General features: G+C 59.7%; 21 protein-coding genes and 1 pseudogene. 9 read left to right on the top strand and 13 right to left on the bottom strand.

The annotated features are described in order from the left end of the window. Positions 1-17: 17 nt before the first annotated feature. The 6 genes from ACOZK9_RS17360 to ACOZK9_RS17335 all read left to right on the top strand — a co-directional run bounded on the left by ACOZK9_RS17360 (position 18) and on the right by ACOZK9_RS17335 (position 8,097). Positions 18-1,793, top strand: a complete 1,776-nt coding sequence (locus ACOZK9_RS17360; protein ID WP_058411861.1) for a glucan biosynthesis protein G — start codon at positions 18-20, stop codon at positions 1,791-1,793. Beyond that, on the top strand, positions 1,786-4,356 hold the full coding sequence (gene mdoH / locus ACOZK9_RS17355) for a glucans biosynthesis glucosyltransferase MdoH (protein ID WP_421556256.1): 2,571 nt from the start codon (positions 1,786-1,788) through the stop codon (positions 4,354-4,356). The genes ACOZK9_RS17360 and mdoH overlap by 8 nt, the downstream gene beginning before the upstream one ends. A gap of 188 nt (positions 4,357-4,544) precedes the next feature. Continuing rightward, entirely contained in the window at positions 4,545-5,354 is an 810-nt protein-coding gene (locus ACOZK9_RS17350; RefSeq protein WP_152748921.1) for a transporter substrate-binding domain-containing protein, read from the top strand. A gap of 211 nt (positions 5,355-5,565) precedes the next feature. Continuing rightward, entirely contained in the window at positions 5,566-6,363 is a 798-nt protein-coding gene (locus tag ACOZK9_RS17345) for a transporter substrate-binding domain-containing protein (RefSeq protein WP_058411860.1), read from the top strand. Positions 6,364-6,410: 47 nt separating this feature from the next. Continuing rightward, entirely contained in the window at positions 6,411-7,370 is a 960-nt protein-coding gene (locus ACOZK9_RS17340; protein WP_152748922.1) for an amino acid ABC transporter permease, read from the top strand. Continuing rightward, a complete protein-coding gene (locus ACOZK9_RS17335) occupies positions 7,363-8,097 on the top strand; it encodes an amino acid ABC transporter ATP-binding protein (RefSeq protein WP_122252028.1) in 735 nt (244 codons plus the stop codon). The genes ACOZK9_RS17340 and ACOZK9_RS17335 overlap by 8 nt, the downstream gene beginning before the upstream one ends. A 45-nt stretch (positions 8,098-8,142) precedes the next feature. Here the strand turns inward: ACOZK9_RS17335 and ACOZK9_RS17330 are convergent, their stop codons facing one another. From ACOZK9_RS17330 to ubiE, 12 genes and pseudogenes are all read right to left on the bottom strand, one after another. Then, positions 8,143-10,047 (bottom strand): methyl-accepting chemotaxis protein, encoded by a 1,905-nt coding sequence (locus ACOZK9_RS17330; protein ID WP_421556255.1) that lies wholly within the window; start codon positions 10,045-10,047, stop codon positions 8,143-8,145. Positions 10,048-10,183: 136 nt separating this feature from the next. Beyond that, positions 10,184-10,897, bottom strand: a complete 714-nt coding sequence (locus ACOZK9_RS17325) for a methyl-accepting chemotaxis protein (RefSeq protein WP_371918684.1) — start codon at positions 10,895-10,897, stop codon at positions 10,184-10,186. A 144-nt stretch (positions 10,898-11,041) separates the two neighbouring features. After that, a pseudogene (locus ACOZK9_RS17320) lies at positions 11,042-12,010 on the bottom strand (methyl-accepting chemotaxis protein); the annotation flags it as partial. 773 nt (positions 12,011-12,783) lie between these two features. Continuing rightward, positions 12,784-13,491, bottom strand: a complete 708-nt coding sequence (locus ACOZK9_RS17315; protein ID WP_058411842.1) for a 16S rRNA (uracil(1498)-N(3))-methyltransferase — start codon at positions 13,489-13,491, stop codon at positions 12,784-12,786. Beyond that, the gene (gene tatC / locus ACOZK9_RS17310) at positions 13,488-14,294 is read right to left on the bottom strand and encodes a twin-arginine translocase subunit TatC (RefSeq protein ID WP_058411841.1); all 807 of its coding nucleotides are present in this window, start codon (positions 14,292-14,294) and stop codon (positions 13,488-13,490) included. The genes ACOZK9_RS17315 and tatC overlap by 4 nt, the downstream gene beginning before the upstream one ends. Next, positions 14,291-14,722: a Sec-independent protein translocase protein TatB gene (gene tatB / locus ACOZK9_RS17305; protein WP_058411840.1), complete on the bottom strand. Its 432-nt coding sequence runs from the start codon at positions 14,720-14,722 to the stop codon at positions 14,291-14,293. Before tatB ends, tatC begins: the two co-directional genes overlap by 4 nt. Before the next feature lie 10 nt (positions 14,723-14,732). Further along, positions 14,733-15,023: a twin-arginine translocase TatA/TatE family subunit gene (locus ACOZK9_RS17300; protein WP_058411839.1), complete on the bottom strand. Its 291-nt coding sequence runs from the start codon at positions 15,021-15,023 to the stop codon at positions 14,733-14,735. Between the two features lie 25 nt (positions 15,024-15,048). After that, on the bottom strand, positions 15,049-15,381 hold the full coding sequence (locus ACOZK9_RS17295) for a phosphoribosyl-ATP diphosphatase (protein ID WP_003209299.1): 333 nt from the start codon (positions 15,379-15,381) through the stop codon (positions 15,049-15,051). A 2-nt stretch (positions 15,382-15,383) separates the two neighbouring features. Then, on the bottom strand, positions 15,384-15,776 hold the full coding sequence (gene hisI, locus ACOZK9_RS17290) for a phosphoribosyl-AMP cyclohydrolase (protein WP_012721796.1): 393 nt from the start codon (positions 15,774-15,776) through the stop codon (positions 15,384-15,386). Between the two features lie 41 nt (positions 15,777-15,817). After that, positions 15,818-17,422, bottom strand: coding sequence for a ubiquinone biosynthesis regulatory protein kinase UbiB (gene ubiB / locus ACOZK9_RS17285; protein WP_058411838.1), 1,605 nt, complete (start codon positions 17,420-17,422; stop codon positions 15,818-15,820). Next, positions 17,419-18,042 carry a ubiquinone biosynthesis accessory factor UbiJ gene (locus ACOZK9_RS17280; protein WP_058411837.1) on the bottom strand — a complete coding sequence of 208 codons (624 nt, stop codon included), beginning with the start codon at positions 18,040-18,042 and terminating at the stop codon, positions 17,419-17,421. The genes ubiB and ACOZK9_RS17280 overlap by 4 nt, the downstream gene beginning before the upstream one ends. After that, entirely contained in the window at positions 18,042-18,812 is a 771-nt protein-coding gene (ubiE, locus tag ACOZK9_RS17275; protein ID WP_058411836.1) for a bifunctional demethylmenaquinone methyltransferase/2-methoxy-6-polyprenyl-1,4-benzoquinol methylase UbiE, read from the bottom strand. The genes ACOZK9_RS17280 and ubiE overlap by 1 nt, the downstream gene beginning before the upstream one ends. A 144-nt stretch (positions 18,813-18,956) precedes the next feature. On the opposite strand from ubiE, the gene ACOZK9_RS17270 reads away from it, so the two are divergent. The 3 genes from ACOZK9_RS17270 (at position 18,957) to ACOZK9_RS17260 (ending at position 20,657) form a co-directional block, all read left to right on the top strand. Further along, entirely contained in the window at positions 18,957-19,232 is a 276-nt protein-coding gene (locus ACOZK9_RS17270; protein WP_058411835.1) for a polyhydroxyalkanoic acid system family protein, read from the top strand. A 105-nt stretch (positions 19,233-19,337) separates the two neighbouring features. Next, positions 19,338-19,760 carry a phasin family protein gene (locus ACOZK9_RS17265; RefSeq protein ID WP_421556263.1) on the top strand — a complete coding sequence of 141 codons (423 nt, stop codon included), beginning with the start codon at positions 19,338-19,340 and terminating at the stop codon, positions 19,758-19,760. A gap of 12 nt (positions 19,761-19,772) precedes the next feature. After that, a complete protein-coding gene (locus ACOZK9_RS17260) occupies positions 19,773-20,657 on the top strand; it encodes a phasin family protein (protein ID WP_421556254.1) in 885 nt (294 codons plus the stop codon). Between the two features lie 189 nt (positions 20,658-20,846). On the opposite strand, the gene ACOZK9_RS17255 is transcribed toward ACOZK9_RS17260, so the two are convergent. Then, on the bottom strand, positions 20,847-21,224 hold the full coding sequence (locus ACOZK9_RS17255) for a gamma-butyrobetaine hydroxylase family protein (protein WP_152748928.1): 378 nt from the start codon (positions 21,222-21,224) through the stop codon (positions 20,847-20,849). Between the last annotated feature and the right edge of the window lie 96 nt (positions 21,225-21,320).

The following is a 21,320-nucleotide window of genomic DNA, read 5'->3' as shown; positions in this document are numbered from 1 at the left end:
TTCGGCGAGGGTTGCTCGTGATTGTTAGTCCCTGTAATGCACCAAAATTGTCTGCCAAACGGTTACGAAACGCACTGGTAACGGGCTCTGCCCTGTTTTGCCTGTTCGGCGCGGGTCAACTGTGGGCATTCAGTCTGGATGATGTGTCGGCCAAAGCTAAAGAGCTGGCCGGGCAAAAATACGAAGCACCGCGCAGCAATCTGCCGAACGAATTTCGCGAAATGAAATTCGCCGATTATCAGAAAATTCGCTTCCGTAACGAAAAAGCCGAGTGGGCCGATCAGAACACGCCGTTCAAGCTGTCCTTCTATCACCAGGGTATGCACTTTGATACGCCGGTGAAAATCAACGAAGTGACTGCCGACAGCGTGCATGAGATCAAGTACGACCCGACGCGTTTCGATTTCGGCGACGTGAAGTTTGATCCAAAAGCCACCGAACAACTGGGTTATGCCGGTTTCCGTGTGCTGTACCCGATCAACAAAGACGACAAACAAGACGAAATCATGACCATGCTCGGCGCCAGCTACTTCCGCGTCGTTGGTAAAGGCCAGGCTTATGGCCTGTCCGCGCGTGGCATGGCGATCGACACTGCGTTGCCGTCCGGTGAAGAATTCCCGCGTTTCACCGAGTTCTGGATCGAACGTCCAAAACCGGGTGAAAAGCAGCTGGTGATTTTTGCCCTGCTGGACTCGCCACGCGCTACCGGCGCGTATCGCCTGACGCTGCGCCCTGGCACCGACACCATTGTCGACGTCAAGTCGCAGATGTTCCTGCGCGACAAGGTCACCAAACTCGGCGTTGCCCCGTTGACCAGCATGTTCCTGTTCGGCGCGAACCAGCCGTCGAAAGTGCTCAACTACCGTCGTGAGCTGCACGATTCCAGCGGCCTGTCGATTCATGCCGGTAACGGCGAGTGGATCTGGCGCCCGCTGAACAATCCAAAACACTTGTCGGTCAGCAACTTCAGCGTCGAGAACCCGCGCGGGTTCGGCCTGCTGCAACGTGGCCGTGACTTCAGCCACTACGAAGACCTCGACGACAACTACGACAAGCGCCCAAGCGCCTGGATCGAGCCTGAGGGTGACTGGGGCAAGGGTTCCGTCGACCTGGTAGAGATTCCGACCGCCGATGAAACCAACGACAACATCGTTGCGTTCTGGAGCCCGGCCGAATTGCCAAAAGTCGGCGAGCCGCTGGACATCAGCTACCGCCTGCACTGGACCATGGACGAAAAAGCCCTGCACCCGGCTGACAGCGCGTGGGTCAAGCAGACCCTGCGTTCCACCGGTGATGTGAAGCAATCCAACCTGATCCGTCAGCCGGACGGCAGCGTGGCGTACCTGGTGGACTTTGAAGGCCCGTCCCTCAAGAACCTGCCGGCAGACGCCCCGGTGCGCGCCCAAGTAAGTGTTGGCGACAACGCCGAAGTGGTTGAAAACAGCGTGCGTTACAACGAGCACACCAAAGGCTGGCGCTTGACCCTGCGCATGAAAATCAAGGACGCAGGCAAGCCGACCGAAATGCGCGCGGCGCTGGTCGAGGACATCCCGGAGCCAGAACCTGAGGCTGTTTCGACCCAAGTGCTCAAGGCCGACAAGGTCTTGGCCAAGCAGCACGAGAAGCAGGCCAAGAAAGACGCGAAGGACGCAAAAGACGCGAAAGACAAGGAAGATAAGGACGCCAAGCAGCCAGAAGCTGCCCCGGCCACGCCACTCTCTAACCCGGAGCCGGCCAAGACAGAACACGTCCTGACCGAAACCTGGAGCTATCAGTTGCCTGCCGATGAGTAATTCTCAAGCCACGCCAGAGACTCTGTCCGAGTACCTGGCGCACCTCCCGATGACTGCAGAGCAGCGCGCCGAACTGGCGGGCTGCAACTCTTTCAGTGAGCTGCACGAACGTTTGTCGTCAAAAACCTTCGACGCCCCGACCGACGCTGCCCAAGCGTCGGTCGGCCGTCGGCTGACCCTCAACACCGCCGAAGAGCTGCAAGAAGCCGAAATGCTCGGGCTCGATGCCAGTGGCCGGGTTTGCCTGAAGGCTACGCCGCCGATCCGTCGGACTAAAGTGGTGCCAGAGCCTTGGCGCACCAACATTCTGGTGCGCGGTTGGCGCCGGATGACCGGTCGCACCAACCCGCCGGCTCCGCCGAAGGATGAACGTGTATTGCCGGCCGCGCGCTGGCGTACCGTGGGGTCGATTCGTCGTTACATCCTGTTGGTGCTGATGCTCGGCCAAACCATCGTCGCCGGCTGGTACATGAAAGGCATCATGCCGTACCAGGGCTGGTCGCTGGTCGACTTCGACGAGATCCGCAACCAGACGCTGCTGCAAACCGCCACTCAAGTGCTGCCGTACGCGTTGCAAACCAGCATCCTGATCATGTTCGGGATCTTGTTCTGCTGGGTGTCGGCCGGTTTCTGGACTGCGCTGATGGGCTTCCTGGAGCTGCTCACAGGGCACGATAAATACCGTATTTCCGGTAAAAGTGCCGGTGATGAGCCGATCCCGAAAGAAGCGCGCACTGCACTGGTAATGCCGATCTGCAACGAAGACGTACCGCGGGTATTTGCCGGTTTGCGCGCCACGTTCGAGTCGGTGGCCGCCACAGGCGACCTCGACCGTTTCGATTTCTTCGTACTCAGCGACAGCAACGACGCCGATATCTGCATCGCCGAACAGCAAGCCTGGCTCGACGTGTGCCGCGAAGCCGGTGGTTTCGGCAAGATTTTCTATCGTCGCCGTCGTCGTCGCGTCAAACGTAAAAGCGGCAACCTCGACGACTTCTGCCGTCGTTGGGGCGGTGAATACAAGTACATGGTCGTGCTCGACGCCGACAGCGTAATGAGCGGCGAATGCTTGACCAGCCTGGTGCGCTTGATGGAAGCCACCCCGGATGCGGGGATTATCCAGACCGCGCCACGGGCGTCGGGCATGGACACCTTGTATGCGCGCATGCAGCAGTTTGCCACCCGCGTTTACGGCCCGCTGTTCACCGCTGGCCTGCACTTCTGGCAGTTGGGTGAATCCCACTACTGGGGCCACAACGCGATCATCCGCATGAAGCCGTTTATCGAGCACTGCGCCCTGGCGCCGTTGCCGGGCAAGGGCGCGTTTGCCGGTTCGATTCTGTCCCACGACTTCGTTGAAGCCGCGCTGATGCGCCGTGCCGGCTGGGGCGTGTGGATTGCCTACGACCTGCCGGGCAGCTACGAAGAACTGCCGCCGAACCTGTTGGACGAACTCAAGCGTGACCGTCGCTGGTGCCACGGCAACCTGATGAACTTCCGCCTGTTCCTGGTCAAGGGCATGCACCCGGTGCACCGTGCGGTGTTCCTGACCGGCGTGATGTCCTACCTGTCGGCGCCGTTGTGGTTCCTGTTCCTGGTGTTGTCCACGGCCTTGCTGGCGGTGAACACGTTGATGGAACCGCAGTACTTCATGGCCCCACGCCAGTTGTACCCGCTGTGGCCACAATGGCACCCGGACAAGGCGGTGGCGTTGTTCTCCACTACCATCGTGCTGCTGTTCCTGCCCAAATTGCTGAGCATCATCCTGATCTGGGCCAAGGGCGCGAAAGAGTTCGGTGGCAAGTTCAAGGTAACGCTGTCGATGCTGCTGGAGATGCTCTTCTCCATGCTGCTGGCACCGGTGCGGATGATCTTCCACACGCGTTTCGTACTGGCCGCGTTCCTCGGCTGGGCCGCGACCTGGAACTCGCCGCAGCGTGACGACGACTCCACGCCATGGGGCGAAGCGATCAAGCGCCACGGCACGCAGACCTTGCTCGGCTTCTTCTGGGCGCTGCTGGTGGTGTGGTTGAACCCGAGCTTCCTGTGGTGGCTGGTGCCGATCGTCGGTTCGTTGATGCTGTCGATCCCGGTGTCGGTAATTTCCAGCCGGGTTAACCTCGGTCTCAAGTCCCGCGACGAGAGCCTGTTCCTGATTCCTGAGGAATACAATCCGCCGCAAGCCTTGCTCTCGACAGAGAAATACACCCACGAGAACCGCTGGCATGCCTTGCATGACGGGTTTGTGCGTTCGGTGGTCGACCCGCAGCAGAACGCGTTGGCTTGCGCCCTGGCGACCTCGCGTCACCGGGAAGCGGAGCCCATCGAGTTCCTGCGCATCGAGCGTGTTCGTCATGCGTTGAAAGTCGGCCCAGCCGGCCTCAACAACGGCGAGCGCGTGGCGTTGCTCAGCGACCCGGTGGCACTCGCCCGTCTGCACGAACAGGTGTGGAGCGAGGGTCATGCTGAGTGGCTCGACGCTTGGCGCGCATCGGTCAAGGCCGATCCGCACGCGCCTTTGCTGCCGCTGCAACCGCTGTCATCGCAGGCCCAACCGGCCTGATTCAGACGCCCCCGAGGGTTCACCTCGGGGGTGTTTCAAGCGCTGGTCCTACAGCGTTTTGCGCCTCTTCCCTTGATTACCAAGTCCTTGTTATTTCGACACAAAAGACCTTTGTTCGAAGCGTATTGCCGTGCCTGCGACTGGGTTAGCATCGCCCCCCGAAAACTGATTTGCCACGGGGGTTATTCATGATCAAAAGGTATTGTTCGGTATGGCTTATCGGCCTTGTAGCATTGGGTTATGCAGGTTGGCTGAGTGCTGGCGCGCTGGATGACGCCGTTCGACGAGGTGTGCTGAAAGTCGGCACCACGCCCACCTATGTGCCCTTTGAGATGACCGACAAGCAGGGGCGCATCGTCGGCTTCGAGATCGATTTGCTGCAGGCGATGAGCCGTGCATTGGGGGTCAAGCTTGAACTGGTCGCGGTGCCCTACAGCGAATTGCTGCCGGGGTTGATGGAGAAAAAATTCGACCTGATCGGCAGCGGCATGACGGTCACGCAGGCGCGCAATCTGCAACTGAACTTCAGCGATTCCTTTATCGTGGTCGGCCAAACCGTGCTGCTGCATCCCAGCCTTGCCGGCAAAATTTCCAGTATCGAAGACCTCGACGATGCGAGCTACCGGATCGCGGCCGCCGAAGGCACCACCGGGGAAGCCGCAGCCAAACGTTTTCTCGGGGCGGCTCAGTTGAGCAGTTTCGCCACCGCAGATGAGGCCGTGCGGCAGGTGGCGGAAGGCAAGGCGGATGCATTTGTTAACGATGCGCCGTACAACCTGATCGCCATGACCCGGCCGGAAAACCGCGCGCTGTTGTCACTTGAGCAGCCGTTTACCTTTGAGCCGCTGGCGTTCGGCCTGAAAAAAGGCGATTACGACAGCCTTAACTGGATCAATCATTTCCTCAACCAGGTGGCACAGGACGGGACCTACGATCGCCTGCACGACAAATGGTTTAACGACACCGCCTGGATGGCGGAGATCGACTGGTCGTCATAACTACTTACACATCAATCAATTACCGATTCCTTGCGCTGATGCGTCTGCCGCCTGCGCTGTTCTGCACCCTTGTGGGGCTTTTCCGACACGCGCCGTTAACATTTACCCGTGAAACCTTTGTGACGGGCATCGAGTGGGTTAGCATCGCACCCCGAATTGGTGCAGCCCTTTTGCGCGCCGACCTTACAAGAATCGTTCAGGGGACTTGATGATGAAAAAGTATCTTTCGACGCTGATGCTCGGCCTTGCCGCGCTGGTTGCCGCGACGGCGGCCCACGCTGGCGCCATCGATGACGCGGTCAAGCGTGGCACCTTGAAAGTCGGCATGGACCCCACCTACATGCCGTTCGAAATGACCGACAAGCGCGGTGAAATCATCGGGTTCGAAGTCGACATCCTCAAGGCCATGGCCAAGTCGATGGGCGTCAAGCTGGAGCTGGTGTCCACCGGTTATGACGGCATCATCCCGGCCTTCCTGACCGGCAAGTTCGACATGATCGGCAGTGGCATGACCCTGACCCAGGAACGCAACCTGCGCCTGAACTTCAGCGAACCGTTCATCGTGGTTGGCCAGACCCTGCTGATTCGCAAAGACCTTGAAGGCACCATCAAGTCCTACAAAGACCTCAATGACGAGAAATATCGCCTGACCTCCAAGCTCGGCACCACCGGTGAAATGGTCGCCAAAAAGCTGATCTCCAAAGCCAAGTACCACGGCTATGACAACGAGCAGGAAGGCGTGCTCGACGTGGTCAACGGCAAGGCCGATGCCTTTGTGTACGACGCGCCGTACAACGTGGTTGCCGAGAAAAAAGTCGGCCTTGGCAAGCTGGTGTTTCTGGACGAACCCTTCACGTTTGAGCCGTTGGCGTTCGGCTTGAAGAAAGGCGATTACGACAGCCTCAACTACATCAACAACTTCCTGCACCAGATTCGCAACGACGGCACCTACGATCGCATCCATGACAAGTGGTTCAAGAGCGCCGAGTGGCTCAAGGACATGGAATAAGCTCAAGCTACTGCGAGTGAGCGCCCGCCCTTTTTGGATGTTGAGTAATGAAACAGAAAAAAGCCCAGTGGCCCTGGCACCTGCTGACCGTGGTTGTGTTGGTTGGCCTGGCGGGTGCGTTGTACTACGCCACCTCGCTGATGTCCTACGAATGGCGCTGGAACCGCGTGCCGCAATACTTCGCCTACCAGGCTGAAGAGTCCCAGCGCGCCGCCGACATTTCCACCGTGATTGAGTTGGTGCGCAAAGGCGACGTCGCCGAAGTCACCCTGCGCAACGACGCCGGCACAGAGCAAACGCTGAGCGTTGCCAGCAATAGCCTGCAAGTGGCGCGTGGCGATGACGTGGCCGAAGGCGATGTGGTGGGGGTTACCCGGCATTGGGCGCTGGGCCCGCTGATGTGGGGTTTGTGGACCACGTTATGGCTGTCGGTGGTCTCCGGCGTGCTGGGCTTGGCGATTGGCTTGGCGACGGGGTTGTGCCGTTTGTCGAGCAACCCGACCTTGCGCGATCTGTCGACGATCTACGTCGAGCTGGTGCGCGGTACGCCGCTATTGGTGCAGATATTCATTTTTTACTTCTTCATCGGCACGGTCCTTAACCTGTCGCGGGAGTTCGCCGGGATCGCCGCCTTGTCGCTGTTCACCGGTGCCTACGTGGCGGAAATCGTGCGCGCGGGTGTGCAGTCCATCACCCGTGGCCAGAACGAGGCCGCACGCTCGCTGGGCCTGAGTGCCGGCCAGTCGATGCGTCACGTGGTGTTGCCACAAGCGTTCAAACGCGTGCTGCCGCCGCTGGCCGGGCAATTTATCAGCCTGGTCAAAGACACGTCCCTCGTGTCGGTCATCGCGATTACCGAACTGCTCAAAAGTGGCCGCGAAGTGATCACCACCTCGTTTTCGCCGTTTGAAATCCTGTTTTGTGTGGCAGGCCTTTACCTGCTGATCAACCTGCCGCTGTCAAAAATGGCCAGCCGGCTTGAGCGGAGGCTTGCGCAAAGTGATTGAAGTTCGCGACCTGGTAAAAGTCTTCGACACGCGTGGCCACGTGGTGCGCGCGGTAGACCACGTCAGCACACACGTGGCCAAGGGTGAAGTGCTGGTGGTGATCGGCCCATCGGGGTCGGGTAAATCCACCTTTCTGCGCTGCCTTAACGGTTTGGAAGAATTCGACGCAGGCTCGGTCAGCATCGACGGCCTGCAGTTGGCCGACCCGAAAACCGACGTGAACGCCTACCGCCGTGAAGTCGGCATGGTGTTCCAGCACTTCAACTTGTTCCCGCACATGACCGTGCTGGAAAACCTCTGCCTGGCGCAAAAAGTCGTGCGCAAGCGCGGCAAAAAAGAGCGGGAAGCCAAGGCGCTGGCGTTGTTGGAAAAGGTCGGTATTGCACAAAAGGCCAACGAGTTTCCCTCGCGGCTGTCCGGTGGTCAGCAACAACGCGTGGCGATCGCCCGCGCGTTGGCCATGGAACCCAAGGTGATGCTGTTTGACGAGCCCACCTCGGCCCTCGACCCGGAAATGGTCGGCGAAGTACTCGACGTGATGAAGACCCTGGCCCTGGAAGGCATGACCATGGTCTGCGTCACCCACGAAATGGGTTTCGCCCGCGAAGTGGCGGACCGCGTGCTGTTCTTTGATCATGGCAAGTTGCTCGAAGACGCCTCCCCGGCGGAGTTTTTCGACGCCCCCAAAGACCCGAGAGCCCAAGCCTTCCTGCGCCAGGTGCTGTAAACCCTGTGGCGAGCAAGCCCGCTCGCCACAGAAGTTTGCTCGCCGCTAGAGCCTGAACTTGCCAACCAGTGCCTGCAAGTCACCGCTCAGGCGCGTCAATTGCACGCTGGCCGCCGCCGTTTCCTCACTGGCGGCAGCGGTTTGCTCCGACACATCCCGTACCTTCAACACGCTGCGATTGATCTCTTCGGCCACCGCGCTTTGCTGCTCGGCGGCGGCGGCAATCTGCGGGTTCATTTCCTGGATGATCGACACGGTACGGGTAATCGCTGCCAATGCATCACCTGCATTGCGGCTCAAGTCGACACTGCCGTCGGTCAAGGTGCGGCTACCGTCCATGATGTCAGCCACTTGCTGGGTGCCGGCGTGCAAACCGACGATCAGCCCTTCGATTTCTTCGGCCGCTTCCTGCGTGCGCCGCGCGAGGTTGCGTACTTCATCGGCGACCACCGCAAAACCTTCACCTGCCGCGCCAGCCCGCGCCGCCTCGATGGCCGCGTTCAGGGCTAGCAGGTTGGTCTGCTGGGACACGGATTTGATGACGTCCAGCACGCCGCTGATCTTTTGGCTCTGATGCTGCAGCGCGATCATCGCTTGGCTGGAACGCGTCATTTCATGGGCCAGGTGGCCTATCTGCTCAATGGCTTGCGCGACCACCTTGTCGCCGACGCTCGCTTGTTGATCCGCCTCATTCGCCGCGACCGATGCCTGTTCGGCGTGCCGGGCGACTTCCTGGGCGGTGGCGAGCATTTGATTCATGGCCGTAGCAACCTGGTCGGTTTCGTCTTTCTGGTTATTGATGCCAGCGCGGGTCTGCTCGGTGACCGCCGACAATTGCCCGGCCGCGCTGCTGATCTGCCGAGCGCTGTCGCCGATACCACTGATCAAACTGCGCAGGTTGCGGGTCATTTGCCCGATGCTGTGTTGCAACTGGCCGAGTTCATCACGGCGATCCACCTGAGTGTCATGGCTCAAGTCGCCGTCGGCGATACGGTGGGCGACGGTCAGCACTTCTCGCAGCGGCAGGGCAATTTGCCGTGCGATCCACCACGCGGCCAGCACGCCCAGCAACAAGGCGGCCGCTGTCACGCTGATCAACAATGTGCGGGTGTTTTCAGCCTCGCTGTCACGTTTGGCGTTCTGCCCCTGGCTGAGCAAGTGGCTTTGCTCGCGCAATCCATTGAGCTGTTGTTCAAAGCGGTTTTGCACGGTTTCGGTATTGAGCTGGGCCTCCTTGAGCTTGATCAATTGCTCGCGATAATTAGCCAGGTCGGTTTTCAGCTTTGTCGCGTCCACCGGTAGAGTGGCGACCGTGTTTTGAGCCACCTGCATAACGTTGAGCGCTTTGTCGACGGCCTCGACATAAACCGGCAGCGATTCTGCGGCCCATGCCGGGCTCTGGGCGCGATCCTCGGCCAGTTCCATGGCTTGGCGCAGGTTCTCGATTGCGTCCAGTGCCGCCTCGTCTTGTTGGTCGGGTAAGTCGCTGGCGAACTCTGCAAGGGTATCGCTGGCTTGCAGCGCGGCGCGCTTGAGCGTGGGGCGAATGCTCTCGCGTTGCTCGACCAGTGGCGGCAGCAGTACCAGCGCCGCCTTGAAACCCTCCACCAGAAGCGTCGATTCTTGAAGTTTCTGCAGGTCGGACGGGTCTTTCAATCGGTCTGAAAGCTCAGCCAAATGCTCGTCAATCTTTTTGATTTGCGCAGACATAGTGCTCAGGCTGTCGGCGCCCGTGAGGGTACGGTACACGAGGCGCTCGGCGCGCATGGCCTCGGCGTCGACGGCCAGTTGCGCCAGAGTCGTCAGGCTGCTGGAGCGATACAGCGCGGCGTTTAACGCGTGCCAGCCTGTCACTGCGATCATGAAGCTCAAGATCAGCACTTGGGCGAAACCCACGGCGAGTTTGAGGTGGACGCTGGCGTTGGCCAGAAAACCGGTCAGCCGAAACATGGTGAACCTCCAAATCAGAGAGAGCGCTGCTGATGAAACGCTAATTCGATTTGGGGCAATGGCGGGCTGATAACTGCGTAGGAAATTTCACAAGTTGCGCGGTGCGGCGGCCTGGATTGGCCGCCGCAAGGGCTAATCAGATACGAAAGCGGCCTACAAGCGTTTGCAAGTAAATGCCCAGGCGCGCCAATTCTGCGCTGGACGCGGCGGTTTCTTCACTGGCCGAAGAGGTCTGTTCAGACACATCACGCACGTTCAACACGCTGCGGTTGATCTCCTCGGCCACGGCGGTTTGTTCCTCGGCGGCGGTGGCGATCTGCGAGTTCATCGCCTGGATGGCCGATACCGTGCGGGTGATGTTAGTCAGCGCCTGACCCGCGCGACGGGTTAATTCGACGCTGCTTTCAGTGAGGCCACGGCTGTTGTCCATGATCGTCGCCACCTTGTGGGTGCCGCTTTGCAGGCCGACGATCAACTCTTCGATCTCTTCGGTGGACTTCTGGGTGCGCTGGGCGAGGCTGCGCACCTCGTCAGCCACCACCGCAAAACCACGTCCGGCTTCACCGGCACGCGCCGCTTCAATCGCTGCGTTAAGCGCCAGCAAGTTGGTTTGCTGGGCGACCGACTTGATCACGTCGAGCACGCTGCCGATCTTGTCGCTTTCGCGCTGCAAGTGGCCCATGGCTTCGGTCGAGTTGCCGACTTCGGTGGCCAGGCGTTCGATCTGGGCGATGGCTTCACCCACCACCTTGTCGCCTTCGCGGGCTTGCTGGTCTGCGGCCACGGCGGCTTCGGACGCTTCCTCGGCGTTGCGCGCCACCTCCTGCACGGTCGCGGTCATTTCATTCATCGCGGTAGCGACCTGGTCGGTCTCGATCTTCTGGCTGTTGACCCCGGCGCTGGTCTGTTCGGTTACCGCTGACAGCTGTTCGGCGGCGCTGGCGATTTGGGTAACGCCATCGCTGATGCCGCCGATCAACTCGCGCAGGCCCACCGTCATGCTTTGCATGGCGCGTTGCAACTGGCCCAGTTCATCCTGGCGTGTGGAGGTCAGGTTGTGGCTCAAATCGCCGGAGGCCACACGTTCGGCCACCAGCAGGGTTTGGTTCAGCGGCAGGGTGATCTGACGGGTGATGGCCATGGCGGCCACCAAGCCGAAGATCAGCGCCAGTGCGCTTGCCAATAGCAGCAGTTGCTTGGCGTGCGCGACATCGACATCGCGTACGAGCGTTTGCGAAAGGGTAAGTTTTTTGCTGCGATCAATCAGGATGTCGCCTTGCTCAGCCATCTTTTTCGTCGCCGCGAGGCTGGCGACCTGGGAGTCGCCGAATTGGCTGACGGCCGCACGGTAGGCTTGTAGAGAAACGCTGGCCTGTTGCAAGTTGGTCGCGTATTGCTCGGGCACTTGACCGTCAAGCGCGATGATTTTTTTCAGGGCATTATCGATGGCATCCAGCGCCGGCTGTTGCGCTTCAGGCTTGCCGCTGTAGGTGTAACCGCGCACTTGAAACCGCGCTTGCTGGATCAGCTTGCTCAGGTCGACCACGTTGTTGAACTGGGTGACGCTGTCACCTTGCAGCAAGGCCTTTTCGACTTCGCCGACCTTGAGCACTGCATTGTCGGCGGTATCGCCCAGCTTGCTGCGGGCGTTTTCACGGTTGGCGCCAGCCTGGACCATCTCGCTGAACGCGGCTTTGTATTGTTCAATCGCGACCAGTTGTTGGTCGACCAGCAAGTTGTCGACTGGTTGATCGATCAGGTCGTCGGCGGTTTTGAGGCTGCTTTCAAGCTTGCTCACCAATTCGTTGACGGCCGCGGGGCCTTGTTCGCCGCGGCGCATTTCGTAGTCCAGGCGAGCCAGGCGCAGGTCTTTGGTCAGTTCAGTCAGGCTTGAGATATAGCCCAGTTTGTCACCGCGACTTGTCACATTGCCTAACCCGGCCCAGCCGGTGAAAGTGATCATTAGCGTGAGGATCAGAACCAGGCCAAAGCCTACGCCCAGCTTGGTTTTGACGCTGACATTCCCCAGCTTTTCGGCTAACCGACGATACATGCTGCAACCTCCCTGAAACAACGCTTGGACTTATTTCAGGGTTATCGGCCTGGATACACAATTCTGTAGCTGTGCTGTATCCCCGCCATCGGGAGCAAGCCCCCTCCCACAATGGGTTTGTGTGTTAATCAGGCCCTCTGTTTCCAGCCCCAAACCCATCACCGGCATTTTGGAGAGTGGGCTGGCTGGACCTGGTCAAAACTGTGGGAGGCAGCTGTGTGTTAATCAGGCCATCTGTTTCCAGCCCCTAAACCCATCACCGGCATTTTGGAGAGTGGGCTGGCTGGACCTGGTCAAAACTGTGGGAGGCAGCTGTGTGTTAATCAGGCCATCTGTTTCCAGCCCCAAACCCACCACCGGCATTTTGGAGAGTGGGCTGGCTGAACCTGATCAAAACTGTGGGAGGCAGCTGTGTGTTAATCAGGCCATCTGTTTCCAGCCCCCAAACCCATCACCGGCATTTTGGAGAGTGGGCTGGCTGAACCTGGTCAGAACTGTGGGAGGCAGCTGTGTGTTAATCAGGCCATCTGTTTCCAGCCCCAAACCCATCACCGGCATTTTGGAGAGTGGGCTGGCTGAACTCGGTCAAAACTGTGGGAGGGGGCTTGCTCCCGATGGCGGCGGGTCAGTCAGCACATCTGGCACCGGCAGACCGCAATCGGGAGCAAGCCCCTTCCCACAGGTTAGAACAGGCGGGCGAGCAGGGCGGTTACGGCGGTTTCGACGCGCAGGATGCGCGCGCCCAATTGCACGGGCTGCATGCCGGCCTTTGCCAGCAACTCTACTTCGTAGGGAATCCAGCCACCTTCCGGGCCGATGGCCAGGGTGACCGGTTCATTCAGCCCACGCGGGCAAGCCGGGTAATCACCGGGGTGGCCGATCAGGCCGAGGGTGCCTTCGGTCATTGCCGGCAGGCGATCTTCAACAAACGGCTTGAAGCGTTTTTCGATGACGATTTCCGGCAGCAGCGTGTCTCGCGACTGCTCCAAACCCAAAATCAGTTGCTCGCGGATCGCCTCGGGCTCCAGAAACGGCGTTTGCCAAAAGCTCTTTTCCACGCGGTAGCTGTTGACCAGCACCACCTTCGGTACGCCCATCGCCGCCACGGTTTGCAGCACGCGGCGCAGCATCTTCGGGCGCGGCAGGGCCAGCAGCAGGGTCAGCGGGAGCTTGGCCGGCGGCGGCTGGTCGAGGCGCACTTGCAGCTCGGCCTCAGATGCTTCCAGGCGCAGCAGTTGCGCAGTGCCCATTAACCCGCCAATGCGGCCGACGCGCAGGCTGTCGCCGACCGCCGCACGGTGGACGTCCTGCATATGCACCAGTCGCCGATCACGCAGGATCACCCGGTCGGCCGCGATAAAGTCGGCCTCCTCAAGCAGCAGCAGGTTCACGGCTGGGTCGCTGGCGGCTGGTCGTCCGGGCCTGGGTCGGCATCGGCGGGTTGGTCATCGGGGTGATCGCCACGCTTGCTGATCAAACCGCTGAACAGAATGCCGATCTCGAACAGCATCCACATCGGCACGGCCAGCAGGGTCTGCGAGAAGATGTCCGGCGGCGTAAGGATCATGCCGACCACGAAGCAGCCGATGATCACGTAAGGGCGGATTTTTCTCAGGTACTTGACGTCGACCACGCCGATCCACACTAACAGCACCACGGCAACCGGGATTTCGAAGGCCACGCCAAAGGCGAAGAACAACGTCATCACGAAGTCGAGGTAGCTGGTGATGTCGGTCATCATTTCTACGCCGGCCGGGGTGGCGGCGGCGAAAAATTTGAAGATCAGCGGGAACACCAGGAAGTACGCGAAGGCCATGCCGGTGTAGAACAGCAAGATGCTCGACACCAGCAACGGCACGGCGATGCGTTTTTCATGCTTGTACAAACCCGGTGCGATAAAACCCCAGATCTGGTGCAGGATCACCGGGATCGCCAGGAACAGCGAGACCATCATCGTCAACTTCAGCGGCGTCAGGAACGGCGACGACACGTCGGTGGCAATCATCGTCGCACCGGCCGGCAGGTACTGGCGCAGCGGCGTGGAGACGAAGGTGTAGATCTGCTGGGTAAAGGCAAACAACCCGGCAAATATGATGAAGATCGCTGCGATACAGCGCAGCAGGCGAGTGCGCAGCTCGGTGAGGTGCGAGACCAGTGGCATGTGCTGGTCGTTTTCCGGTTTATCAGCGCTCATGGGGCTCGCGGCGGCAGTGTAGGGTCATGGGGAGCGGGCGGCGCGATAGGCGCCGGCGCTGGCTCTGTCGGGGCGGGTGCGGGCGGTGCCGGCGGCTGTTCCGCCACCGGTAAAACCTCGGCCACGGGAGGCGGCGCGATGCTGTGCTCGGCGACTGGCGCGGCGGATTTGCCCGGCTCATTCACCGGAGACAGCATTTTGCGCGCTTCCTGCTCCAACGAAAGGATATGTTCGTTGTGCAACTGGCGGCGAATATCGTCGGCGCCGATTTCCCGTTCAACTTCATCTTTGATGGCGTTGAAACTGCGTTTCAGGCGCCCGATCCACAAGCCGGCGGTGCGCGCGGCACCGGGCAGGCGTTCCGGCCCCAGCACCAGCAGGGCGACGAGGCCGACAAGCAGCAGTTCAGAGAAGCTGATACCAAACATTAGTCAGTGCTCACGAGTCTTTGCGGGTCGGCTCTTGGACTTTTTCAGCCTGTACGTCAAAGGTGCGACGCTCGGGGATCGGCTGGGTGGCCTGCGGGTGCACGGGCTGCACCGGCGGCGCTGGGTTAACCACGGGGTTAACCACCGGGTCGGCGGGTTTTTCGTCATCGTTCATGGCTTTACGAAAGCCCTTGATCGACTCGCCCACGTCGGTGCCCAGGTTCTTGAGTTTTTTGGTGCCGAACACCAGAACAACCACCACCAGAATGACGATCCAGTGTTTCCAGTCAAAAATGCCCATGCTGCAATTCCTCTGTGAAAGTTATTCAGGCGGACGGGCGCGAGGCCTTTTCGGCATGCCCGGACAAGCCGAAGCGACGGTCCAGTTCATCCAGCACTGCCTGCGGATGCTGCCCCAGTTGGGCGAGCATGACCAGACTGTGGAACCATAAATCGGCGGTTTCGTAGATGACATCGCTGCAGTCGCCGCTGATCTGAGCGTCTTTGGCGGCGATGATTGTCTCGACAGATTCTTCGCCGAGTTTTTCCAGAATTTTGTTCAGGCCCTTGTGGTACAGGCTGGCAACATAAGAGCTGTCGGCGTCCGCACCTTTGCGGTCTTCCAGCACCTGGGCCACACGGTTCAGGGTATCGCTCATGTTCAGTGTCCTGCCGAATAAATGGCGTGCGGGTCTTTGAGCACCGGCTCGACTACTTTCCACTCGCCGTTCTCGAACACGCGGTAGAAGCAGCTGTGACGCCCTGTGTGACAGGCGATGTCGCCGATTTGTTCGACCTTGAGAATCACCACATCGGCGTCGCAGTCGATGCGCATCTCGTGCAGGGTTTGCACGTGCCCGGACTCTTCGCCCTTGCGCCACAGTTTGCCACGCGAGCGTGACCAGTAAATGGCGCGCTGCTCAGTGGCGGTGAGGCTCAGGGCCTCGCGGTTCATCCAGGCCATCATCAGCACGCGCCCGGTCTTGTAGTCCTGGGCAATGGCCGGCACCAGGCCGTCACTGTCCCACTTGATCTCGTCCAGCCAGTCTTTCATGTTCGGCTCCGGCAATTTGCGACAGTGTATAACCGGATCGGCTATCGACGCACGATCAGATAAACACCCACGGCGACCATGATCCCGGCCGGCCAGTGGCCCAATTGATTCAGCGGCCCGCCGATGGCCAGCATCACGCCGCCGACCAGGTGCGCGGCGCCGAGCAGGCGCAGGAACCAATCGTCCTTGCGCTTTTGCCAGGGCGGCGCGGGGTCTTTGGCGTGCGGCTGGGACATGCGCTCCAGCAGGTCGCGGGTCATGTTGGCCAGGTGCGGCAGTTGTTCGACCTGGCTTTGCAGGTTGCCCAGCAGGGTTTTCGGGCTGACGCGTTCGCGCATCCAGCGTTCGAGGAACGGCTGGGCGGTCTTCCACAGGTCGAGGTCCGGGTACAACTGGCGGCCCAGGCCTTCGATGTTGAGCAGGGTTTTTTGCAACAGTACCAACTGCGGTTGCACTTCCATATTGAAGCGCCGCGCGGTCTGGAACAGGCGCATCAGCACCTGACCGAAGGAAATATCTTTTAACGGTTTTTCAAAGATCGGCTCGCACACCGTGCGGATCGCCGCTTCGAACTCGTTGAGTTTGGTTTCAGCCGGCACCCAACCCGAATCAATGTGCAGTTGCGCGACGCGGCGGTAGTCGCGCTTGAAGAAGGCAAACAGGTTGCGCGCCAGGTAGTCCTGGTCTTCCGGGGTCAGGCTGCCGACGATGCCGCAGTCGATCGCGATGTACTGCGGGCTCCACGGGTTAACGGTGCTGACAAAAATGTTGCCGGGGTGCATGTCGGCGTGGAAGAAGCTGTCGCGGAACACTTGGGTGAAGAAAATCTCGACGCCGCGTTCGGCAAGCATTTTCATGTCGGTGCGCTGGTCGGCCAGGGTCGCGAGGTCGGTAACCTGAACGCCGTAGATACGCTCCATCACCAGCACTTTGGGGCGGCACCAGTCCCAATACACTTGCGGCACGTACAGCAACTGCGAGCCTTCGAAATTGCGCTTGAGCTGGCTGGCGTTGGCTGCTTCGCGCAGCAGGTCGAGTTCGTCGTAGATGGTTTTTTCGTAGTCGGCGACCACGTCCACCGGGTGCAGCAAGCGTGCGTCAGCGGAGAAGCGCTCGGCGGCGCGGGCAAGAATAAACAGCCACGCCAGGTCCTGGCCGATAATCGGCTTGAGGCCGGGGCGAATCACCTTCACCACCACTTCTTCGCCAGTCTTGAGCTGCGCTGCATGCACTTGCGCCACCGAGGCCGAGGCCAGCGGGGCAACATCGAAACGGCTGAACACTTCGCTGATTTTTTTGCCCAACTGCTCTTCGATCAGCTTCATCGACTGTTGAGAATCAAACGGCGGCACGCGGTCCTGCAACAGCATCAGCTCGTCGGCGATGTCTTCGGGCAGCAAGTCGCGGCGGGTCGAGAGGATCTGCCCGAACTTGATAAAAATCGGCCCAAGGTCCTGCAAGGCCAGGCGCACGCGTGCACCACGGCTCAACGTCAGCGCTTTGCGCGGCAACCAGCGCCACGGCAGCACATAGCGCACCGCCAGCAGGAACCACGGCAAGGGCAGGGCGAACAGCAGGTCATCAAGGCGGTAGCGGATTACGACGCGCTGGATACGAAACAAACGGCGGACGGCGAGCAGCTTCATGCGTTATCGCTTGGATCAAGGGAACGGCTCAAGCGCTCGAAGCGGGCCTCGAGGCGTTCCAGGTCGATTTTGGCCTTGTCGAGTTCACGAAAGCGCGCTTGCGCTTCGCGTTCTCCGACCAGGGTGCGCGATTCTTCGCTCAGGTATTCGGCGAGGTTCTGGTTGAGGCTGGCGAACCCTTGCTGGTACCAGCGCGCGCGGCTGCGCAGGTGGCCGCTGATCAACTGGGTGGCCACCGGGCCGAGCCAGCGCGACAGCTCGTATTCCCAATCCAGTTCCAGGTCTTGCAGCACGGCGGCCAATTCCATCAGCACCGCGCTGTCGCCTTCCAGCGCCACTTCGGGGCTGTGCAGGATGGCGGTTTTGTTGCGGCTCAGCGCCAGGTGCAACAGGCTTGAAGCCGGCGCGCGCAGGGTGCAGTCGGCCTCGGCGGCCCACTGGGTTGCGAGCAGCAGGCCTTCATCGCTGGGCAGAATAAACAGCTGCAAGGCGGGGCTTGTGCAGTCGACGGCAATGATCTTGCCATTCAAGTGCGCCAGCCGCGCCAGGGCGGTGCTGTCCAGGCGCAGCACACGGTTGAGGCCGTGTTCTACGCTGGCGAGGAGGCCTGCGAACAGCATCAGGGTTTGATGCCGCGGTGCAGGGCGACAATGCCCGAAGTCATGTTGTGGTAGGTCACGCGGTCAAAACCGGCCTCCACCATCATCGACTTCAAGGTTTCCTGGTTGGGGTGCATGCGGATCGATTCAGCGAGGTAGCGGTAGCTCTCGGCGTCATTGGTGATCAGCTTGCCCATCAACGGCATGAAGGCGAACGAGTAAGTGTCGTAGACCTTGGACATCAGCGCGTTGGTCGGCTTGGAAAACTCCAGCACCAACAGGCGGCCACCCGGCTTGAGCACGCGCAGCATCGAGCGAATAGCGTCCTCTTTGTGGGTGACGTTGCGCAGGCCAAAGGCGATGGTCACGCAGTCGAAGTGGTTGTCCGGGAACGGCAGCTTTTCAGCGTCGGCCTGGACGAATTCGATGTTGCCGGCCACGCCTTTATCCAGCAGGCGGTCGCGGCCGACCTTGAGCATCGAGCCGTTGATGTCGGCCAGCACGACCTGGCCGGTTGGGCCGACGAGTTTGGAAAACTTGGCGGCCAGATCGCCCGTACCGCCAGCAATATCCAGCACGCGGTTGCCGGTGCGTACGCCCGACAGTTCGATGGTAAAACGCTTCCACAGGCGGTGCATGCCGCCCGACAGCACGTCGTTCATCAGGTCGTACTTGGCGGCTACAGAATGAAACACCTCAGCGACTTTTTCCGCTTTCTGGCTTTCCGGAACGTTCTTGAAGCCGAAGTGAGTGGTGGGTTCGGCATCGCTGCCTTTGCGCTGATCAGTCATATCGCTGTCACCAAAAGAGAATGCGCCACATGATAATCCCCAAGGCCTGCTTTGTCTTGGCAAGGCTGAAGGTAAGATAGACGGCCACCGAGGTTTTTTGCCGCATGGCAGGTGTTCCAGTCGCTATAAAGAGGAGTCATTGTAATGGCGCGTATTACCGTTGAACGTGCGCATACCTTGGGTAAAGCAGGCGCACGCGCAAAGGCCGAGAAGTTGGCGAGCAAACTCAAGGAACGCTATGGCCTTGAGCCGTCGTGGTCGGGCGATACCTTGAACCTTAAGCGCTCGGGGGTTAAGGGCACGGTATTAGTCGCCGAAGATTCACTGCGCATTGAGGTTGAATTGGGCCTGTTGATGTCGGCCATGAGTGGCACCCTCAAGTCCGAAATCGAGAAAGCCCTGGATAAGACACTGGCCTGACCGGGGTGTGCTTAGGGTGCCGATTCTAATTGTTCAGCATGGGTTGTGCCCAAACTCTCAAGTTCGGCGGCCCGTTGCTCCAGCCCATTTTGAGTGAAGTGCACCCTGGCCAAGGTTATTCTGAAGAAAAAATCGACGTTCAATCCACCCCCCCTGAGTGACGTTAAAAACTATGCCCGCAAGATCTGGCTGGCCGGGTTTGGCGCCTGTGCCAAGGTCGGCAGCGAAGGCGGCGAGTACTTCAAAGAGCGCGTTAGTGCGGGTCAACATGTTGAAAGTAAAGACAAAAAAGTTGCGGTTGAACAACTTGATGCCGCCAACAGTCAGATTGATCAAGTAAAGAGTAATGTCTCAAGCATCAACGGCGTGGTTGAAGTTCAACTGGATAAAGTTGAGTGCGCCTTTGACACGCGTGTTGCCAGTGCCTTGAATCGGCTTGGCATTGCGTCTAAACATGATGTTGGGACACTCTCTGCTAAGCTCGAAGAGCTGACGGCATTGCTGAAACGTGTCGCGCGTAAACACTAAGGAGACATCCGGATGGCTGTTAAAAAGACTACTCAGAAAGAAAGCAGCTCGTGGGTCGGGGAAGTTGAAAAATATTCCCGCAAGATCTGGCTTGCTGGTTTAGGCGTGTACTCGAAGGTTAGCAGTGACGGCGGTAAATACTTCGAGACGTTGGTCAAGGACGGCGAGAAGGCCGAGAAGTTGACCAAGAGTACAGTGGGTAAAAAAGTTGACGCGGCCAAGGCAACTGCCGGTTCCGCCAAGTCCAGCCTTTCTGACACGTGGGGCAAGTTGGAAGAAACGTTCGACAAGCGCTTCAATAGTGCCATTTCGCGACTCGGCGTACCGAGCAAGGCTGAACTGAAGACGCTGCACAGCAAGGTCGATACCCTGACCAAGCAAATCGAAAAACTCACTGGCGCCAAAGCGGCCCCGGTTAAAACTGCTGCGGCTAAACCTGCTGCCAAGCCGGCGGCTAAAACCGCAGCGGCAAAACCCGCTGCGAAAACGTCGGCCAAGCCTTTGGTTAAAGCGGCTGCAAAACCTTCCGTCAAAGCTGCGGCAAAACCTGCGGCAACACCGGCCGCCAAAACTGCAGCGGCAAAACCTGCCGCCAAGCCAGTGGCCGCTAAAGCGGCTGCCAAGCCAGCGGCTAAACCTGCGGCCAAGGCGGCTGCGAAACCCGCCGCTAAAACCGCAGCGGCCAAGCCTGCTGCAGCAAAACCTGCAGCATCCAAGCCAGCGGCAAAACCTGCCGCCGCGAAGAAGCCGGCAGCGGCCAAAAAGCCTGCTGCAGCGGCCAAGCCTGCAACCCCTGCTCCGGCTGCTTCAACAGCCAACTCGGCGTCCGCGCCGACACACGCTGGTGCTACCCCGACTGCATCGCCGGTAACCCCGACGCCATCCAGTCAGTCCTGATTTTTTTCAGGCTACAAAAAATGCCCGGCCTGCAAAGGTCGGGCATTTTTTTGCATTCAGAATGCGTTCAAATGTGGGAGCGGGCTTGCTCGCGAAATTTTTTCGCAAGTGGGCCAATCATTGACCACGCGATAGGGCATTCAAGCAGACGAGATTAGAAAATGCCCTTTAAACAGGAACACGCCTGCGCTAAAGCATCAGCCGCACGACCGACTGACTCGGGTCGCGGGTTTTGCCGGCCGCTTTGAGTTCAGCCAGGTAATCGGCCCACAGCGCTTCCTGGCGCACAGCCAGTTGGTAAAGGTAGTCCCAAGTGAACAAGCCGCTGTCATGCCCGTCGTCAAAGGTCAATTTCAGTGCGTACTGACCAGCCGGTTCTATCTTGATCAACCGTACGTTGAGCTTGCCGAATTGCAGGATGGGCTTGCCGTGGCCCTGCACCTCGGCGGACGGCGAATGCACGCGCAGCAGCTCGGCGGGTAATTGGTAGGCCTCATCGGGGCTGTAGGTGAGCCCGAGGGTGTTGGAGGTTTTGTGCAGGTTTACAGCAGTGGGAAATTTCGACATTGCAGATGATCCTGAAGGAACCGGCTCAAAACTGTGGGAGCGGGCTTGCTCGCGAATACGGTGTGTCAGTCAGCACCTCTGATACTGATACAGCGC

Source organism: Pseudomonas kitaguniensis (genome assembly GCF_049199985.1).
GTDB lineage: Bacteria > Pseudomonadota > Gammaproteobacteria > Pseudomonadales > Pseudomonadaceae > Aquipseudomonas > Aquipseudomonas kitaguniensis.
This window is presented reverse-complemented; position numbering and strand designations above follow the sequence as displayed.

Coding starts and splice junctions, on each gene's coding strand:
- mdoH (WP_421556256.1), top strand. CDS start 1,786: ATGAGTAATTCTCAAGCCACGCCAGAGACTCTGTCCGAGTACCTGGCG.
- ACOZK9_RS17350 (WP_152748921.1), top strand. CDS start 4,545: ATGATCAAAAGGTATTGTTCGGTATGGCTTATCGGCCTTGTAGCATTG.
- ACOZK9_RS17345 (WP_058411860.1), top strand. CDS start 5,566: ATGAAAAAGTATCTTTCGACGCTGATGCTCGGCCTTGCCGCGCTGGTT.
- ACOZK9_RS17340 (WP_152748922.1), top strand. CDS start 6,411: ATGAAACAGAAAAAAGCCCAGTGGCCCTGGCACCTGCTGACCGTGGTT.
- ACOZK9_RS17330 (WP_421556255.1), bottom strand. CDS start 10,047: ATGTTTCGGCTGACCGGTTTTCTGGCCAACGCCAGCGTCCACCTCAAA.
- ACOZK9_RS17325 (WP_371918684.1), bottom strand. CDS start 10,897: ATGAATGAAATGACCGCGACCGTGCAGGAGGTGGCGCGCAACGCCGAG.
- tatC (WP_058411841.1), bottom strand. CDS start 14,294: ATGAGCGCTGATAAACCGGAAAACGACCAGCACATGCCACTGGTCTCG.
- tatB (WP_058411840.1), bottom strand. CDS start 14,722: ATGTTTGGTATCAGCTTCTCTGAACTGCTGCTTGTCGGCCTCGTCGCC.
- ACOZK9_RS17300 (WP_058411839.1), bottom strand. CDS start 15,023: ATGGGCATTTTTGACTGGAAACACTGGATCGTCATTCTGGTGGTGGTT.
- ACOZK9_RS17295 (WP_003209299.1), bottom strand. CDS start 15,381: ATGAGCGATACCCTGAACCGTGTGGCCCAGGTGCTGGAAGACCGCAAA.
- hisI (WP_012721796.1), bottom strand. CDS start 15,776: ATGAAAGACTGGCTGGACGAGATCAAGTGGGACAGTGACGGCCTGGTG.
- ubiB (WP_058411838.1), bottom strand. CDS start 17,422: ATGAAGCTGCTCGCCGTCCGCCGTTTGTTTCGTATCCAGCGCGTCGTA.
- ACOZK9_RS17280 (WP_058411837.1), bottom strand. CDS start 18,042: ATGCTGTTCGCAGGCCTCCTCGCCAGCGTAGAACACGGCCTCAACCGT.
- ubiE (WP_058411836.1), bottom strand. CDS start 18,812: ATGACTGATCAGCGCAAAGGCAGCGATGCCGAACCCACCACTCACTTC.
- ACOZK9_RS17270 (WP_058411835.1), top strand. CDS start 18,957: ATGGCGCGTATTACCGTTGAACGTGCGCATACCTTGGGTAAAGCAGGC.
- ACOZK9_RS17260 (WP_421556254.1), top strand. CDS start 19,773: ATGGCTGTTAAAAAGACTACTCAGAAAGAAAGCAGCTCGTGGGTCGGG.
- ACOZK9_RS17255 (WP_152748928.1), bottom strand. CDS start 21,224: ATGTCGAAATTTCCCACTGCTGTAAACCTGCACAAAACCTCCAACACC.